Here is a 17,239-nt window from a genome sequence, read left to right on the forward strand (position 1 = left end):
CGGGGGCGCGTCGTGACACACGGACCCGCAGGCGGATTCGCGAAGACGTCGACGTCTTCGTGTGCACGTTGAAAGTCGCCGTGTGTACGTTAAAGTTCGTCTTTATCCCCCTGTCGCCGTCTGCTCAACGATATGTCTGTCTTGCCATCCACACGCCGTGCGCTCGTCCTGTTTTCGGGCGGTCAGGATTCGACCACCTGCCTCGCCTGGGCGCTCGATCGCTATGCGCGCGTCGAAACGGTCGCGTTCGACTACGGCCAGCGCCATCGCATCGAACTCGATGCCCGCCTGAAAGTGCGTGCTGCCATCGTTGCGCAGTACCCGCATTGGGCTGAGCGATTGGGGGACGATCATCTGCTGGATCTGTCGGTACTGGGTGAGATCGGCGGCACGGCGATGACCGAAGATCGCGCCATCGAAATGCAGGCCAATGGGCTGCCCAACACCTTCGTGCCGGGTCGCAATTTGATGTTCCTGACGCTGGCGGCTGCGTTGGGCTACCGGCGCCAGATCGACGTGCTCGTGGGCGGAATGTGCGAAACCGATTTTTCAGGCTATCCGGATTGCCGCGACGACACGATCAAGGCGCAGCAAGTCGCCTTGGGGCTGGGTCTGGGCGCCCGGCTCACGATCGAGACGCCTTTGATGTGGATCGACAAGGCCGAGACCTGGGCGCTGGCCGAGCAGCTTGGCGGCCAGGCCCTGGTGGACATCGTGGTTGAGGAGAGCCACACCTGCTATCTGGGCGAGCGCGGTGCGCGCCACGCCTGGGGCTACGGATGTGGGCATTGTCCCGCATGTGCATTGCGCGCGGCGGGGTGGGGGCGCTGGCAGGCGGCCAAGTCGGCCGCCTGACGTTCGACGTTTGACGCCTGACGCTCAACAAGCGAGGCGTGATGATCGACGGTAACGCTCGGGGATCAACGATCCCGCGAGTACACCCGCACGGCACGATTGCCCGCTTCACGACCATCGGCCACGCTATCGGCCTGTGCCTTGGCGAATGCGCGGCGCTCGGCTTCGGCTTCGTCGACCGTGAACGGCACGGCGGCGCGATCGAAGCCGGTGTGGCCATCCGCTTCCCAATGTTCGGCTTGTTGCTCAATGTCGATGGCGCCGGCCCGTTGAAGCACGGTCGTCGCGGTTTGCAATTGCGCCTCGTCGGCGACTTCCACGATCACCAGCGCGCCACCGCGGCGCATGGCCTCGTGATAATGGCCGGTTTCTTCAGAACGATCGTCGGGGCCAAACATATTGGCGAAAAAGTGTTCGATGGTTTCGAGCACGCTGCGCTCGGGGTGCGCATGCGCATCGGCTTCTGCATCGGTCGAACCCGGCTCGCGCGGAGCGAGCTCATGCGATGTGGTGGCAGCGCGCGCATGCACGTCGATATGTTCGATGTGAATGCCGGCATACACCAGCGCGGCCGAGGTTTCGTTCGCACGGTCATACGAATCGAATACGCCGATAACGGTTTGGGCCATGGTCGTTCTCCAAGTATCGACGAATGAAGGCAGCGGGCAAAGCAGGTGGCATGCCTGCTGCGTCAAGCGCTAGCGTAGCGCGCATTGCGCGATCGGGGAAAACTTCTCATGATCCCCGATCCGGCGGCGCCGTATCGCCTGCGCCCAAGTCGCGTTGCATCAGCACCGTATCCAGCCAGCGCCCGAACTTGAATCCTACGGATTGCAAGGTACCTGCCGTGCGAAAGCCATGGCGGGCATGCAGCGCGAGCGAGCCCGCGTTGGCGCTGTCGCCCACGTTGGCGATCAACTGTCGCCAGCCCCCGGCTTCGCATCGGGTAATCACCTCGGCCAGCAACAGGCTGCCGACGCCGCGCCCGGTCATGCCGGGTTTGATATACACCGAGTCCTCCGCCGTATGACGATAGGCCGGACGTGGCCGGTAATGGGTGGCGTAGGCGAAGCCGACGATCTCGCCGACGCTTTCTGCGACCAGATACGGCAAGCCAAGGCCGAGCACATTGGCGCGGCGCTGCGCCATCTCTGCGATCGACGGCGGCTCGGTTTCGAATGAGCCCGTGCCGTGCAGCACATGATGCGCATAGATCGCCTTGATCGCAGGGAGGTCGGCATCGGTGGCGTCGCGCACGCTCGGTGCGTCTCCAGGGGACGACGCATCATGCGGCGTGGCTTCGTTGTTGGGAGTAGCGCACATCATGATTGAGGTAAGAGGCGATTGAGAAAGAGTAAAGAGGACGGTGGATGGCGGGTGAGCAACCAAGTCAGCAAGCAACTGAACAAGCAACTGAACAAGCAACTGAAAAAGGACCTGAACAAGCAGTGAGCTAGCAACTTCACAGGCAACTGAACAGGGGAGCGAAGAAGGGATCCCTAAAAGCGCGCTGTAAAACGGAAGCCGGCCGTCATTTCAAGGCCTATGTGCGTCCGGCGTCAAGCCGCACTATCATGTCGGGTTTTCCACCCGCGACTCTCCCGCTTCTCAGACCATCATGCCGCACTATCGATCACGCACGACTACCCATGGCCGCAACATGGCCGGCGCCCGCGCTCTCTGGCGCGCCACCGGCATGACGGACGGCGACTTCGGCAAACCCATCATTGCCGTGGTCAATTCGTTCACCCAGTTCGTACCGGGCCACGTGCATCTGCGCGACCTGGGCGCGTTGGTGGCCAAGCAGATCGAAGCGGCCGGCGGCGTAGCCAAGGAATTCAACACCATCGCCGTGGACGACGGCATCGCGATGGGCCACGGCGGCATGCTGTACTCGTTGCCCTCGCGTGAACTCATCGCCGATTCGGTCGAGTACATGGTCAACGCGCATTGTGCCGACGCCATGGTGTGCATCTCGAACTGCGACAAGATCACCCCGGGCATGTTGATGGCGGCAATGCGCCTGAACATCCCTGTGGTGTTCGTGTCGGGTGGCCCGATGGAGGCCGGCAAGGTCAAGTCGCCTACCGACGGCCGCGTGATTGCCAAGATCGATCTGATCGACGCCATGATCAAGGCCGCGGACCCCAAGGTCAGCGATGCCGAGGTCGAGGCGGTCGAACGCAGTGCGTGCCCCACGTGCGGTTCCTGTTCCGGTATGTTCACGGCCAATTCGATGAACTGCCTGACCGAAGCATTGGGCCTCGCCCTGCCGGGTAACGGCACGATCGTCGCCACGCACGCGTGGCGCCGTGGCTTGTTCGAACGCGCCGGCTCGTTGGTCGTTGAACTGTGCAAACGCTATTACGAGCAGGACGATGCCTCGGTATTGCCGCGCAATATCGCATCGCGCTCGGCGTTCGAGAACGCAATGACGCTGGATGTGGCGATGGGCGGCTCGACCAACACCGTGCTGCATTTGCTGGCAGCTGCGCAGGAAGCGGGCGTGGACTTCACCATGGCCGACATCGATCGCATCTCGCGCAATGTACCTTGCCTGTGCAAAGCGGCACCGCTCACCGACAAGTTCCATATCGAAGACGTGCATCGCGCCGGTGGCGTGATCGGCATCCTGGGTGAGTTGGGCCGTGCCGGCTTGCTCGATCTGGCAACCGGCAACGTGCACAGCGGCACCTTGGGTGGTGCGATCGCCGCCTGGGACATCAACGGCGGCGCCGGCGAAGCCGCGCAGAAGTTCTATCGTGCGGCGCCCGGCGGCGTGCCCACGCAGGTGGCGTTCAGCCAGGATCAAACGTTCCTGACGCTTGATCTCGACCGCAAGGACGGCTGCATCCGCAGCGTGCCCAACGCCTATTCGAAAGACGGCGGCCTGGCCGTGCTGTACGGCAATATCGCCGAGAAGGGCTGCATTGTGAAAACGGCCGGCGTCGATGAAAGCCAATGGGTGTTCAGCGGTCGTGCGCGCGTATTCGAAAGCCAGGACGATGCGGTCGAAGCCATTCTGGGCGACGTGGTGCAACCGGGCGACGTGGTCGTCATCCGCTACGAGGGGCCCAAGGGTGGGCCCGGCATGCAGGAGATGCTGTACCCCACGTCGTATCTCAAGTCCAAGGGTCTGGGCAAGCAGTGCGCGCTGTTTACCGACGGGCGTTTTTCCGGCGGTTCGTCAGGCTTGGTGATCGGCCACGCCTCGCCGGAAGCGGCCGAAGGTGGCACGATCGGGCTGGTGGAAGACGGCGACGCCATCGAGATCGACATCCCCAATCGTCGCATCGCCTTGGGCGTTGACGACGCCACCCTGGTCGCGCGCCGCGCTGCGATGGCAGCACGCGGCGCCGACGCATGGCAGCCGATCGGCCGCGAGCGTTATGTGTCGCAGGCCTTGCAGGCGTACGCCGCATTGGCGACCAGCGCCGACCGCGGTGCGGTGCGCGACGTGTCGCAACTCAAGCGCGGCTGACCGCAGCGGGCCCGAGACTGGACCCATAACGAAGCGAAGGAAAGGGTGGCGATACGCCACCCTTTTTCTATTCCAGGCTGACACCAGCTCTGCGTCGCCACTGTCAGCAAGGCGAGAAGGTGCGCCAGTTCGCGCCGCGCCCATCCGTACAAAAGTGTACTCAGAATATTCATGGATATCAGTGTTCGAACAATACTGTTTGGCTCATGATCCGCCTCCATGACGAATGTCCGCGTGGACCGCCTGTGCACCGATGCCAGGCAAGTCTGAATTGGAGCCAACGCACATGAATATTCAAGCTCGGCAGGTTGTTGAAAGCGCCCCCCTCATGACGGCATCGATTCGAGCCGCTGGGACGGCAGCCCCGGACGCCCGCCGCTGGCTCGTCTTGGTCGTCCTGCTGACGGGCACGCTCCTGCCGCCGCTGGATTTCTTCATCGTCAACGTATCCTTGCCGGCCATGCGAACCGCTCTGCAAGCCTCTGCCGACGTCTCGCAGTTGGTGATCTCGGTGTATGCCGCGGCCTATGCTGTCACCCTGATCCTGGGCGGTCGTTTAGGCGATCTCTATGGCCGCAAGCGTGTCTTCATTGCAGGCATGCTTGGCTTTGGCGTCGCCTCAGTATTGTGTGGCTTGGCACCGTCGCCGGGCATGCTCGTCGTCGGTCGCCTGTTGCAAGGAATTTCGGCGGCGATCATGGCGCCGCAATCATTGGCATCGATACACGCCCTCTTTCCGGCAGCCGAGAAGAATCGCGCGCTCAGTCTTTACGGTGCGACATTCGGCCTGGCCTCGGTGGGTGGACAACTGCTGGGGGGTGTGCTGGTCTCGGCAAGTCCATGGGGGCTGGGGTGGCGCAGCATTTTCCTGATCAACCTTCCCATCATCATCGTGGCCGTTCCTGCTGCAATGGTGCTGCTGTCGGAAAGCCGGGCCGAGCGTTCGCCTCGTCTGGACGTGCCGGGAGCATTGCTGCTGGCGGTGGGCTTGCTGGCGCTTGTGGTGCCACTTATCGAAGGGCAGGAACGTCACTGGCCGTGGTGGTGCACAGTGCCGCTGGTCCTTAGCCTACCGACGTTATCGCTCTTTTGGCAGTATGAAAAGGCGCAAGAGCGCGCCGGCAGGACGCCTCTGGTACGCCCCTCACTTCTGGCCGTGCGTGGATTGCAACGCACTCTGGCATCGACCTTCTTCTTCTATGCGCTCGCTGCGTTCTTCCTGGTATTTGCCGTGTATGAACAGGCCGGCCTGGGACACGATGCATTGGCAGCCGGCCTGGCCATCCTGCCGCTCGGCGTCGGATTTTTACTCGGTCCGTTGTGCAGCGCATACATCGCCCGGCGACTGGGTTCGCGTACCGCCAGCTTTGGCATGGTTCTGGAGGTGCTCGGTCTGGTCTTGGTCGCAACGCTGGCGTTCGCCGGCGAGTCGTCATGGCTTGCGCTGCCCTTGTTCCTCACCGGCGTCGGGCAGGGTATCGCTCTTCCTGCGCTGGTGCGCATGAACGTGGACCATGTCGAAACACGTTGGGCCGGACTGGCTTCGGGCTTGGTCAGCGCCACCTTGCAGATCAGCGCTGCGGTGAGCGTTGCCGTGTTCGGCGGACTATTCGTTGCCATCGCACCTGATGGTGCCAGCGCTCACGATGTGCGGCTTGCCTTTGCAGTGGCTTCACTGGCCATCGGCGCGTCGCTGGCATTGGCAGCACGACTGAGTTGGAAACGCCAGAACATTTAGGTCCTCATCGATGTACGGAAGCTCAAGATTGAGCGAAAGGAGAAACGCATGACAAAGACGTGGTTGATCACTGGATGCTCTGGCGGCTTCGGTCGCCATCTGGCGGAAAAGGCGGCGGCACGTGGCGACAATGTCGTGGCGACGGCACGGGACCCCGGAGCGCTGCGCGACCTGGCGAGCCGATTCCCGGATACGCTGCGCGTTGCCGCCCTGGACGTCACCGACTCGGCGTCGATCCATGCAGCGGTGGCATTGACTGCCGAGGTATTCGGCAGACTGGACGTGTTGGTCAATAACGCCGGTCACGGATTCATGGGTGCCATCGAGGAAGCGGTTCCAGGCGAGTATCGTCCGCTTTTCGATGTGAACCTGTTCGGCTTGATCGAAACGACACGTGCGGCGTTGCCGCTGATGCGGCGCTCGGGCGGGTGCAGGATCGTCAACCTGTCATCAGGCGCCGGTCTGATCGGCACGGGCGGGCACGGCTATTACAACGCCACCAAGTTCGCGGTGGAAGGCCTGTCGGAAGCGCTCGCGCAGGAAGTGGCGCCGATGGGCATACGCGTGCTCATTGTCGAGCCTGGCCCGTTTCGCACTGCATTTCTGGGACGCTCGATTGCGGTCGCCAGGCAGCGAATTGAGGACTATTCAGCGACCGCAGGCGCGGCCCGCGCCTATCGCGACGGCAACGACGGGCGCCAGTCGGGCGATCCGGTCAAGGCCGTCGCAGTGATGATGCAGGCGATCGACGCAGAGGATCCACCGCTGCATCTACCGCTTGGTCCACGTGCGCATGCGAGTGCCGAGCGCAAGTTGGCGGCATTGCGCAAGGACATCGATGCCTGGCGCAAGATCTCGATTGACACTGATTTCGATCAGGCATCGACTTAAGCGCGCAGCCCTTTCATCGCGTCAGTAGTCGCCACGGTAGAGCTCGCCGGCCAGCACATTGCGCCAATTCTGCCAGGTCAGCCGTGTTGCCTCGGTCTCCTCGCGATTGTAGGGCGCGTCATAAATGATGTGCCGCCAGGACGGCTTCACGGCGCCTTCAATGCGGGGTTTGTCGTCGATGATGAGGTCGCCCCGCACCAGCGTTTTGTCGCGCGTGAGGATCATGCGCTGGGTGGCCTCGCGGCCCAGGTGGCGCTCTACCCACTGATACTTCTCCGCCACGCAATTTTCATATTGCGTGAGCGGCGAGGTGCAGATGCGCACATCCCAGCCCATGGCCAGGAGCGCATGAAAGGCCTCGACCGCGCCCGGAACCGGTGGCAGATCGCGAATGAAACCGGGTGCCGTATAGATCGCCTCGGCTTTGCCCCGCAAGGCGGGCGGGTAGTCGTCGAGAATCTTGAACGACCGCCGGTCCTCGTAGGCCACCGGCGGGATCTCGGGGTAATGCGTGGCCCACGCCGCGAGGAATGCATGCTCGAAATCGGCAAGGACGCCGTCCTGGTCCAGCAAGATCAACATGGGAGTGGCCGCAGTGAATGGAGGCTGCGATCTTACTAAACCCGGCCAAGGCCTATGCGCGGCACTGCCCACGCGGCCTGCTTCGGGTGCGCAGACGACGACGATGAAGCGGGCCGAACACCGAACTAGTGTGCCGAAGGCGTCCGGGTTGGCGCCGTTACGGACGGAATGCGGCACGATAGCCACAGAGTGCGTGCAATTAGCGCATAGAACGTTTAGAATCAAAATTGTTCCATTTTGTTACTCCAGCAGGGGCATGCGCGCCGCTGCTGTACGCCCTCTTTTTGGTTTACATAGCGATGACTGCGAGCGACCGGCCTGATTTTCAGGCAGAAGAAGCGCTGCTGATCGAAGCGGCCGGCATGGTGCCGCTCGAGACCGGTTATCCGGGGTCGCCCCGTCGCCGGGCGTTCGAGGCCTGGCGTGACCAAAGCCCCGCCCATCGCGCAGCGGGTGACGCCGCCGAGCGCATGCTGCATGTGTATGCCCAGCGTGCGGGCGCCTATTTCGAACAGGAAAGTGCTGCGCCCAGCCCTACGCGCCGTCAATGGCTTGGCCGCGCCGCGCTGGGCGTCGCCATGATCGGCGCGGCCGGCGTGGGTGGGAGCTATGTGTTGCCCTGGCGCGAGTGGCTCGCCGATTACCACACGGGCGTGGGCGCGCGGCGCGAGGTCGTGTTGCAGGACGGCAGCGTCCTGATCCTGAATACCGATACCTCAGTGGATGTGCGTTTCGATGCTACGCGTCGCACGATTGTGCTTACGCGCGGTGAGATCAGCGTTCGCGTCGCGCCCGATCGCGCGTTGGCGGCCCGTCCCTTCGTCGTCGTCACGGCGCAAGGGCAGATCGATGCCGCCAATAGTCATTTCGCCGTACGGCAGGACGAGGGCCGCACTCGGGTCGCGGTTCTGTCAGGATCCGCCACTTTGGTAGACAGCCGCCCGGGTGCGGCAGGATCGCGCATGCTGCTGGGAGGATGGCAAGCTGAGTTGGGTCCCGGGTTGGAGGACACGCCGCCGGTGCCGGCCGACAACCGCGTGCTGGCCTGGACGCATGGGCTCCTGATCGCCCAGGATATGCGCCTGCAGGATGTTGCCGCCGAACTCACCCGCTATCGCCGCGGTGTGGTGCGCTGTGGTGGCGATGTCGCCGACCTGAAGGTGACGGGTGTGTTTCCGGTCGAGGATACCGATCGGGTGTTGGGCACGTTGCAAGCCACCTATCCCATTCGCACGCGCTACGTGACGCGCTATTGGGTTGAACTCGTCTCACGCTAGTCCCGGGCGGCGACGCATTTTGTTTCGCAATGCTGAATGCCGACAGTCAAGGCACGCGACGTGCAAGCTATCGTCGAACCCGTTACGGGATCGACGCATTCAGATCGACGTATTCAAGGAGTAGATATGCCAGCCGACCACAGCGCCGAGGTGCAGGAAAAGCCGCGCCGCCGCCACTTTTCAATGATCCGCGAGTTTCACCTCGCGGATTTCTTTACGCTGGGCAATGCCGCCTGCGGCGTGGCCGGCGTCTTTCTCGCGATGGTCTATCTGGTCACGCAAAATCCGCAGCACTTTCTGGCGGCGGCCGTGATGGCGCCCGCTGCCTTTGCGTTCGACGTGCTGGACGGGCGTATCGCACGGTGGCGGCAGCAGCATTCGGCATTGGGTCGCGAGCTCGATTCGCTGGCCGACGTGATTTCGTTCGGCGTGGCACCCGCCGCGTTAGGCTTTGCGTCCGGCATGCACGGCGGCTGGGATGTGGTCGGCATGATCTATTTCGTGTGCTGCGGTGTGAGCCGACTGGCCCGCTATAACGTCACGGCCGAATCGATGTCCGGTGAAAGCGGCAAGGTGAGCTACTTCGAAGGCACGCCGATTCCCACCAGCGTGGTCATTACCGGCGTGCTGGCGTGGGCAGCTTGGCAGGGCCGGTTGGGCGAGGCGCTGTGGGGTGGCATCATGGCGATCGGCCCATGGGATCTGCACCCGTTGAGCCTGCTGTTCGTGCTCTCCGGTACGTTGATGATCAGCCGCACGCTGCGCATCCCGAAGTTTTAATCCCAGCATAAATACATACGGAAAAAGGGCGGACATGATGTCCGCCCTTTTTCATGCCGCCGGTCTTTTGCGTTCGGCCAGGAAAATACCGCCCAGCACGCAAGCCAACGCCACGGCGTGATAGCTCGCAAAGGGTTCGCCCAGGATCAGGACGGACATGATGGCGCCGAAGATCGGCACCAGATTGATGAACAAGCCGGCGCGGCTTGGGCCGATCAAGGCCACACCCCGCATGAACAGCAGCTGCGCGATGAATGATGGTCCCAGGCCGATGTACATCACGATCGCAAACGCCTTGGGTGTGGCGGGCATCATGAGATCGCCGGATGCCGCTTCGATCAGAAACAGCGGCAAGCTCGCTACCATTCCCACGCATGCGAGTGCGGTGAAGAACACGATCGCCGGCACCGCCGGGCGATGCGGCAGGCCCAGCGCATAGCCCGCATAGCAGATCCCGGCAATGACCACGTAAATGTCGCCGATATTGAATTGCAGCGTGGTGAGCGCTTCGAGATGACCGCGCGTGGCCATATACAAGATACCGACCAGGGTGAGCGCGACGCCAGCCAACGTGAGCGCGTTTGTGCGCTTGCGCTGGAACAGGAAGGCGCCGATCAGCACGAATACCGGTATGGCGCCCTGAATGATCGACAGGTTGATGCCCGACGTATGGCTGGCCGCCACGTAAAGCAGATTGCCGTATGCCGTCATGCCGCCGATCGCCATCGGCAGGATCAACTTCCAATGCGGCAGTAGGGCGCGCCAGTGCGTGGCGACGTCGCGGCGGGCAATGACGATCAGCGACACGGCGCAGATCAGCCAACGGAAAAAACTCAGTGCCATCGGCGAGATCTCGCCCACAGCCATGCGCGCGGCCACCATGTTGCCACCCCAGAACAGGGTCGTGACGATCAGAAGGAAGTAGGCGCGACGGGAGGTGTTTGAGGGCTGCACGCCGGGATTAGACCACGCGGTCGATGACGTCGTGCGATCTGTGCGAAGCGTCTCGTGTTCAGCGTTCGGTGGGGAAGCCTGGCGGGTGTGAAGCTTTCATCGAATGCGCGTTTTGAAAGCTAGACCGCATTTTTCGCTGGCGCGACGTCAGTCCCGTGTCAGTGATAACCCTTGGATTCAGGCAGTTGACAACGGACAGAAAGCGGGTTGGTAGCTTGACTCTCTAATCTTCGATCGCGGCCATGACAGTTAGGGCCGGCGCCGGAACCGGCGCATATCGCCACGGCTCGTTGCGGGCCTGAGGATGGAGGAGAGCAACATGGAATCAACCACGACAAAGTTCAAGAAAGACTATTACGGCGGGGCGCTGATGGTGCTCATCGGCGTAGGGGCGGTGACGGCGGCGATGAGCTACCACATCGGTACGTTGGCGCACATGGGGCCGGGCTATTTTCCCGCCGCGTTGGGTGTGCTTCTGGCCATCGTGGGCGCAATGATCGCGTTTTCGGCACGCTCCGGTCAGCCCGAAGCACCCCCTCCGGGTCATCACTCGGCGATCCCCGATATGCGTGGCAGCGTATGCATTCTGCTGGGCATTCTCGCCTTTCTGCTCTTCGGAAAATACGGCGGCTTGCTGCCGGCGACATTTGCCATCGTCTTCATCTCGGCACTGGGCGACCGCAGCAACAGCATCGTGCAGGCGGCCCTTCTGGCGGTGTGCATGTCGGCCATTGCCGTCGTCGTTTTCTGGTGGGCGCTGCAACTGCAGTTGCCCCTGTTCCGTTTCGGTTGAGCCATCATGATCCAACAATCGCTTCTCGATCTCTGGTACGGCTTCGGTGTTGCCTTTCAATGGCATAACCTCCTGTGGTCGTTCTTTGGCGTGCTGGTGGGCAATCTCATTGGCGTGTTGCCCGGCATGGGCGCGCTGTCCGCCATTTCGATCCTGCTGCCGCTGACCTACGTGATGCAGCCGGTGCCTGCCATTCTGATGCTCGCCGGCATCTTCTACGGTTCGCAATATGGCGGCGCCATCGGCGCCATTCTGCTCAACCTGCCCTCGCATCCGCCGCATGCCGTGACGTGTCTGGATGGGTATCCGATGACCAAGATGGGCAAGGGGGGGACGGCGCTCGGCATCACGATGATCTCCTCGTTCTTTGCCGCCTCGGTCGGCATCATCGTGATGATCTTCGCGTCGCCTTTGCTGGTGGAAGTGGCGTTCAAGTTCGGGCCCACCGAAATTTTCTCGATCATGTTGCTGGGCTTGCTCGCCGGCGCCACGATGTCGCGCGGATCACCGCTGAAAGGCGTGGCGATGACGCTGTTCGGGCTGATGTGCGGCGTGGTCGGCACCGATGTGAACACAGGCACGATCCGCTTTTCGTTTGGCTTGATCGACGTGTCCGATGGCCTGGAACTCGTGGCGATCTCGATGGGCCTGTTCGGCGTGGCCGACTTTCTGATGAGCGTCAATCGCATGACGGCCATCGGTGGCGGCATGAAGCTGCGTCTGCGCGATATGCGGCCGAGCCGAGCCGAGATGAAGGAGGCATTTTTCCCGATGGTGCGCGGCACATTGGTGGGGACGCTGTTTGGCGCCATGCCCGGCACGGGCCCGACCATCACCACGTTCATCGCCTACGCGCTCGAACGCAAGGTGTCGAAAACGCCGGAGAAGTTCGGCACCGGCATGATCGCCGGGGTCGCGGCACCCGAAGCCTCGTCGCATTCGAAAACGCAGGTCGACTTCATCCCGACGATGAGTCTGGGTATCCCCGGCGATGCCGTGATGGCGTTGATTCTGGGCGCGTTGCTGATTCAGGGCATCCAGCCGGGTCCGCAGTTGATTACCGAACACCCCGATATGTTCTGGGGCCTGATCGCCAGTTTCTGGGTGGGCAATGTGCTGCTCATCATCCTGAACGTGCCGTTGATCGGTGTGTGGGTAAAACTGCTGCGGGTGCCATACCGGTTTCTGTTTCCCTCGGCGCTGTTCTTCATTGCGGTGGGGGTGTACAGCACGCAGAACAGTCTCTTTCAGATCTGGGAAGTGCTGGCGTTCGGCATCATTGGCGCAGTATTGATGACGTTGAACTTCTCCGTCGCGCCCATCCTGCTTGGCTTCGTGCTCGGCCCGATGGTGGAGGAGAATTTCAGGCGGGCATTATTGCTCTCGCGCGGCAGCATGACGGTGTTCGTGGAGCGCCCGATCAGCGCGTGCTTCATTGCCGCGAGTGCTTTGCTGATTCTCGTGCAGTTGTGGTCGTTCGCTCGGAAGGGAAAAACCAAAACGTCGAACCTGCTGCCGCAAGTGCCCAAGGTCGAGGGACAACAGGAATAGTTCGCCGGCCACACGATTTTTTTGGATCACGCTCACGCGTGTGGGTTTTGTGCCGAGGGCGTTTCGCTCTCGGCAGTTTTTTTTGTGCGCGGCGACGTGTGTTGTGTCTTGGCGGCGTAGGGCTGCGCGGCAGGATGCGTAACGCGCGCGATCGCTTAATGCTCGTCTTGCGACAACGAGCTCAACAGCCGTCGCCGCTCGCGGCTGTTGGCCAAGTGAATGCGCATGGCTGTGCGGGCCGATTCGGGATCGTGGCTGGCAATGGCCGAAAGGATGCTTTCGTGCTCCACGTACACCTTCTCCAGATAAGACGTGGGACTGGTGTCGCCGGGCACCGTCTGCGCCAGCCGCGATCGCGGAATCACCGTGGCACCGAGCGCGCCGAGCATCGAACTGAAGTGCACGTTTTGCGTGGCGCGCGCAATCTCGAGATGAAACTGAAAATCGGCGACCACGGCATCTTCGCCATTGCGCACGGCATGATGAAAGGCCGCTTGCGCATCGCGCATCGCCTGAAGATTGGCATCGGTGCGACGCAGGGCCGCGAGCGACGCGGCCTCGGCTTCCAGTCCGATACGCAACTCGAGCATCGCAATCACATCGTTGATGGTGGCGAGTTGTTCGGCACCGATGCGAAAGGGGGCGCTCTCACCCAGTGCGTTGACGAACGTGCCCACGCCATGCCGGGTCTGCATCAATCCTGCCGCTTGAAGCTTCGAGATCGCCTCACGCACGACCGTTCGGCTCACGCCGAACTCGCGCATGATCTCCGCCTCGGTAGGCAACTTGTCGCCCGGCGCCAAAGTGCCGCTGCGAACGCGCCCGGTCAGCTCGTCGACCAAGGCTTGCGCCAGATTGCGCGGCTTGCGGGGGAAAGTGGGGGAACGGGCATCCATGGCTACTACTCCGATATTGCCGTCAGGCAGCTGGAGTGTAACGGAACCCTGCTGACTTGTTCTGTCGTCATACAACGATTGACGATACAACTTGACTAAGAGGCCCGTTTTAGCCGGATTTTGCAAAGGTTATTGACGATTCTGCCGTAATCGGGAAATATAGTCGTACGACAACCGACAAAATCGGGCAATTTCTTTAGGAGACAAAATGGCATTTCCGTTTAAGGCGACTGTGCGCGCCCTGGCCCTGACAGGCGCGTTGACTGCAGCGTCCACCGCCGCCTTTACCGCCAATGCGGCCGATGCATGGCCAGCCGCCAAGCCGATTCGCCTTGTGGTGCCGTTCGCGGCCGGCGGCACGTCCGATGTGCTGGCGCGTACGCTGGCCAAGGAAATGCAGGGTGAGTTGAACCAGACGATCGTGGTGGAAAACAAGGGCGGCGCGGGTGGCGTGCTGGGTGCCGATAGCGTGGCCAAGTCGGAAGCCGACGGCTACACGCTGCTGTTGGGCACCATCGCCACCAACGCCATCAATCCTGCTCTGTTGCCCAACATCGCCTACGATGCGGCGCGCGACTTTGCGCCGATCATTCTCCTGGGCAGCATCAGCAATGTGCTGATCGTGGGTGAGGCGCAGCCTTACAAAACGGTCAAGGACGTGATCGACGCGGCCAAGGCGAAGCCCGACACGCTGGCCTTCGGCTCGGCGGGGCAAGGCACCTCGCAGCATTTGTCCGGTGAAGTGTTCAAGTTGCTCACCGGCGCACAACTCACGCACGTGCCGTATCGCGGCAGCGCACCGGCGGTGCAGGATTTGATCGGTGGACAAATTCCGATGTCGTTCGAAACCGCATTGGTCGCGTTGCCGCACATCGCCAGCGGCAAGATCCGTGCACTTGCCGTGACCTCGGCCAAGCGGACGCAGGTGATGCCTGACGTGCCCACGATGCAGGAGGCCGGCGTGCCGGGCTTCGACGTGAGCAGTTGGCAAGGCATTTACGCGCCGGCCGGCACGCCCAAGCCGGTGGTGGACAGGCTCAATAAAGCGCTGACCACGATCATTGCCAAGCCGGATGTGCGCGCGAAGATGGACGCGCTGGGCCTGGAGTACACCGTCAATACGCCCGAGCAATTCGCGGCTTTCCAGAAGACCGAGCAGGCGAAGTGGGCCAAGGTCATCAAGGACGGCAACATCAAGACGCAGTAAATCACGGCCCAGTAAATCAAGGCGTCGTAGATCCAGACGCAGTAGACCTGCGTGGGCGGGGAGGGCGTCATTGGCGTCATTGGCGTCAGCCCCGCTCTTATCGATCCGCTAGGCCCCCACTCAAGTCTTACCTGCACGCGCGGCGTCCCACAGGCTCATGAGCGTGGCGATCGCCGCGTTGAGCACCGCGAGCTTCACACCGTCTCTGGCGGACACCGCCACCCCCAGCAGAAAACTGTTGAACGCGATGCCCATGGCGCGGGCATTGGTGCGCTCGTCGAGCTCGCCCGCGGTCACGCCGCGTTCGACGCATCGCACGAATCCTTGAAGCGTTCGCGCGCGCGACGCCGCCAGCGGCTGGGTCAGATGCGCGTGCGCAGGGCTGGGCGCGCTCATGGTGCCCAATGTCACCATGCAGCCCTTGGGATGCCCCGGCTCACACTGCATTTTCGTGGAGCGGCGCAGCGCAAGCTCGACGGCCGCCCTCGGAGCAAGGTCATCGTCCCAGAGGCAATCCGTGACGCGTGCGTAGGTGTCCAGGTAACACTGCACCGCCTCCGCATACAAGGCTTCCTTCGAGCCGAATGCAGCGTAGAAGCTGGGGCTGGAGATGCCGCCGCCAATGCCGGCTTTCAGCTGGCTCAGCGATGTGACCTCGTAACCCTGTTCCCAGAAAAGATGCATCGCTTGCTCGACAGCCTGCTGTCGGTCGAATGTTCTGGGGCGACCCATCTGTGCCATCGTGGCCTCCGTTTGTCATGACTTAAATACTACTCGATACAAAAGTCCTTGACGAGCGTCGAACCGGCAGCCTACATTTATACCGATCGATATATATGTAGTCCAGACTCAATGCGCTTCAGGTGCGATGGGCCCACCCCTTCGATAGGACATTCCCTTGTGAATCATTCTTCCATCCAGACGGCAGCGGCAACGCCGGATCGCTTACCCATGGCCGCGCTATTGGCTCTGGCCATGACGGGCTTCATTTGCATCGTGATGGAGACGTTGCCCGCAGGACTCCTGCCGCAGATCAGTTCAGGCCTTGGCATCAGTCAGGCGATCACGGGTCAGATGGTGACGGCTTATGCGCTGGGTTCGTTGCTGGCAGCCATTCCGTTGACGATCGCGACGCGCGGCTGGCGGCGGCGCAATGTTCTGCTGTTGACCATCGTCGGCTTCTTCATCTTCAATTCGATCACTGCGCTTTCCAGCCACTATGTGCTGACGTTGGTCGCCCGCTTCTTTGCAGGTGTTGCAGCGGGGCTCGCCTGGAGCCTGATCGCGGGTTACGCCCGACGCATGGTCGCACCGCATCAGCAAGGTCGTGCCTTGGCCGTCGCGATGGTCGGCACCCCGATTGCCTTATCCCTGGGTGTACCCCTGGGCACCCTGATGGGGTCGATCGTGGGTTGGCAAACCGCATTCTGGATCATGTCAGGGTTGGCGCTGCTCTTGATCGTGTGGGTGATCGCCAAGGTCCCTGACTATCCCGGACAATCCGCGCACGAGCGCCTGCCTCTGCGAGAAGTGTTCACCCGTCCCGGGGTCAGGCCTGTGCTCGCCGTCGTGATCGCCTGGATGCTGGCGCACAACATGCTCTACACCTACATCGCCCCGTTTGTGGCGCCCGCAGGGCTTGGCGAGCGGATCGACCTTGTGCTGCTGACCTTCGGTGTGGCAGCGCTCGTCGGCATCTGGTTTGCCGGCATGCTTGTGGATAAGCATTTGCGTGCCACCGTGTTGGCCAGCCTCGCGGCATTTGCCCTGACCGCGCTTCTGTTTGGCTTCGGTGCGCGATCCCCCATCGTGATCTACATCGGTGTGGCCGTGTGGGGGATCACATTCGGTGGCGCGGCCACGTTGCTCCAGACGGCACTGGCCGATGCGGCCGGAAGCGGTGCCGACGTGGCCATGTCGATGAATGTGGTCGCCTGGAATGCGGCGATTGCGGGAGGCGGCGTCATGGGCGGGATGCTGCTCGGCTCCGTGGGCGTGGGTGCGTTTCCCTGGACGTTGACGATCCTGATCGCGATCGCACTCGTCATTGCCTGGCAGGCGCGATCGCATGCCTTCCGGCCTGGCGTGCGCCGCGGCGGCCCGGCCGCTGTCGGGCATTGAAGCATGAAAGCAAAAAGCGCAGTCAGGGACTGCGCTTTTCGTTTTGATCGGTGGGCGCAAGCGGCCGCCATCCTCTGGCTGAGCCACTTGCCGCGACGCGTGTGAGGCGCCGG

The 17,239-nt window shown here is 62.3% G+C and carries 16 protein-coding genes; 10 read left to right on the forward strand and 6 right to left on the reverse strand.

Going from position 1 to position 17,239, the window contains the following annotated elements; genetic code table 11:
* Positions 1–132 precede the first annotated feature (132 nt).
* On the forward strand, positions 133–855 hold the full coding sequence (gene queC / locus EYW45_RS13075; RefSeq protein WP_161135839.1) for a 7-cyano-7-deazaguanine synthase QueC: 723 nt from the start codon (positions 133–135) through the stop codon (positions 853–855).
* A 65-nt stretch (positions 856–920) separates the two neighbouring features.
* Here the strand turns inward: queC and EYW45_RS13080 are convergent, their stop codons facing one another.
* Together EYW45_RS13080 and EYW45_RS13085 are read right to left on the reverse strand one after the other, a co-directional pair.
* Complete coding sequence (locus tag EYW45_RS13080; protein ID WP_161135840.1) at positions 921–1,484, reverse strand: hypothetical protein; 564 nt, start codon at positions 1,482–1,484, stop codon at positions 921–923.
* Between the two features lie 106 nt (positions 1,485–1,590).
* On the reverse strand, positions 1,591–2,178 hold the full coding sequence (locus EYW45_RS13085) for a GNAT family N-acetyltransferase (protein ID WP_161136238.1): 588 nt from the start codon (positions 2,176–2,178) through the stop codon (positions 1,591–1,593).
* Between the two features lie 295 nt (positions 2,179–2,473).
* Between EYW45_RS13085 and ilvD the strand changes: the two genes are divergently transcribed.
* The 3 genes from ilvD to EYW45_RS13100 all read left to right on the forward strand — a co-directional run bounded on the left by ilvD (position 2,474) and on the right by EYW45_RS13100 (position 6,965).
* Positions 2,474–4,336 carry a dihydroxy-acid dehydratase gene (gene ilvD / locus EYW45_RS13090; RefSeq protein ID WP_161135841.1) on the forward strand — a complete coding sequence of 621 codons (1,863 nt, stop codon included), beginning with the start codon at positions 2,474–2,476 and terminating at the stop codon, positions 4,334–4,336.
* A gap of 286 nt (positions 4,337–4,622) precedes the next feature.
* Positions 4,623–6,074, forward strand: a complete 1,452-nt coding sequence (locus EYW45_RS13095; protein WP_407924917.1) for an MFS transporter — start codon at positions 4,623–4,625, stop codon at positions 6,072–6,074.
* Between the two features lie 48 nt (positions 6,075–6,122).
* Complete coding sequence (locus EYW45_RS13100; RefSeq protein WP_161135842.1) at positions 6,123–6,965, forward strand: oxidoreductase; 843 nt, start codon at positions 6,123–6,125, stop codon at positions 6,963–6,965.
* Between the two features lie 21 nt (positions 6,966–6,986).
* On the opposite strand, the gene EYW45_RS13105 is transcribed toward EYW45_RS13100, so the two are convergent.
* Entirely contained in the window at positions 6,987–7,547 is a 561-nt protein-coding gene (locus tag EYW45_RS13105) for a 5'-3'-deoxyribonucleotidase (protein ID WP_161135843.1), read from the reverse strand.
* Positions 7,548–7,846: 299 nt separating this feature from the next.
* Here EYW45_RS13105 and EYW45_RS13110 point away from each other — a divergent pair, with 299 nt between their 5' ends.
* Both EYW45_RS13110 and EYW45_RS13115 read left to right on the forward strand, forming a co-directional pair.
* Positions 7,847–8,824 carry a FecR family protein gene (locus tag EYW45_RS13110; protein WP_161135844.1) on the forward strand — a complete coding sequence of 326 codons (978 nt, stop codon included), beginning with the start codon at positions 7,847–7,849 and terminating at the stop codon, positions 8,822–8,824.
* A gap of 126 nt (positions 8,825–8,950) precedes the next feature.
* Entirely contained in the window at positions 8,951–9,604 is a 654-nt protein-coding gene (locus EYW45_RS13115) for a CDP-alcohol phosphatidyltransferase family protein (protein WP_235939022.1), read from the forward strand.
* A 51-nt stretch (positions 9,605–9,655) separates the two neighbouring features.
* Here EYW45_RS13115 and EYW45_RS13120 read toward each other — a convergent pair whose 3' ends face one another.
* Positions 9,656–10,558 carry a DMT family transporter gene (locus EYW45_RS13120; protein ID WP_202444698.1) on the reverse strand — a complete coding sequence of 301 codons (903 nt, stop codon included), beginning with the start codon at positions 10,556–10,558 and terminating at the stop codon, positions 9,656–9,658.
* Between the two features lie 319 nt (positions 10,559–10,877).
* On the opposite strand from EYW45_RS13120, the gene EYW45_RS13125 reads away from it, so the two are divergent.
* Both EYW45_RS13125 and EYW45_RS13130 read left to right on the forward strand, forming a co-directional pair.
* Positions 10,878–11,351, forward strand: a complete 474-nt coding sequence (locus EYW45_RS13125; protein ID WP_235939023.1) for a tripartite tricarboxylate transporter TctB family protein — start codon at positions 10,878–10,880, stop codon at positions 11,349–11,351.
* Positions 11,352–11,357: 6 nt separating this feature from the next.
* Positions 11,358–12,902 (forward strand): tripartite tricarboxylate transporter permease, encoded by a 1,545-nt coding sequence (locus EYW45_RS13130; RefSeq protein WP_161135845.1) that lies wholly within the window; start codon positions 11,358–11,360, stop codon positions 12,900–12,902.
* A 155-nt stretch (positions 12,903–13,057) separates the two neighbouring features.
* Here EYW45_RS13130 and EYW45_RS13135 read toward each other — a convergent pair whose 3' ends face one another.
* A complete protein-coding gene (locus EYW45_RS13135) occupies positions 13,058–13,798 on the reverse strand; it encodes a FadR/GntR family transcriptional regulator (protein WP_161135846.1) in 741 nt (246 codons plus the stop codon).
* 208 nt (positions 13,799–14,006) lie between these two features.
* On the opposite strand from EYW45_RS13135, the gene EYW45_RS13140 reads away from it, so the two are divergent.
* On the forward strand, positions 14,007–15,005 hold the full coding sequence (locus EYW45_RS13140) for a Bug family tripartite tricarboxylate transporter substrate binding protein (RefSeq protein WP_161135847.1): 999 nt from the start codon (positions 14,007–14,009) through the stop codon (positions 15,003–15,005).
* A gap of 120 nt (positions 15,006–15,125) precedes the next feature.
* Here the strand turns inward: EYW45_RS13140 and EYW45_RS13145 are convergent, their stop codons facing one another.
* Positions 15,126–15,689 carry a TetR/AcrR family transcriptional regulator gene (locus tag EYW45_RS13145; protein ID WP_235939024.1) on the reverse strand — a complete coding sequence of 188 codons (564 nt, stop codon included), beginning with the start codon at positions 15,687–15,689 and terminating at the stop codon, positions 15,126–15,128.
* Between the two features lie 267 nt (positions 15,690–15,956).
* Here EYW45_RS13145 and EYW45_RS13150 point away from each other — a divergent pair, with 267 nt between their 5' ends.
* On the forward strand, positions 15,957–17,126 hold the full coding sequence (locus EYW45_RS13150; RefSeq protein ID WP_328703640.1) for an MFS transporter: 1,170 nt from the start codon (positions 15,957–15,959) through the stop codon (positions 17,124–17,126).
* The last annotated feature ends 113 nt before the right edge of the window (positions 17,127–17,239 follow it).

It is taken from the genome of Schauerella aestuarii (assembly GCF_009866805.1).
Classification (GTDB): Bacteria; Pseudomonadota; Gammaproteobacteria; order Burkholderiales; family Burkholderiaceae_B; genus Schauerella; species Schauerella aestuarii.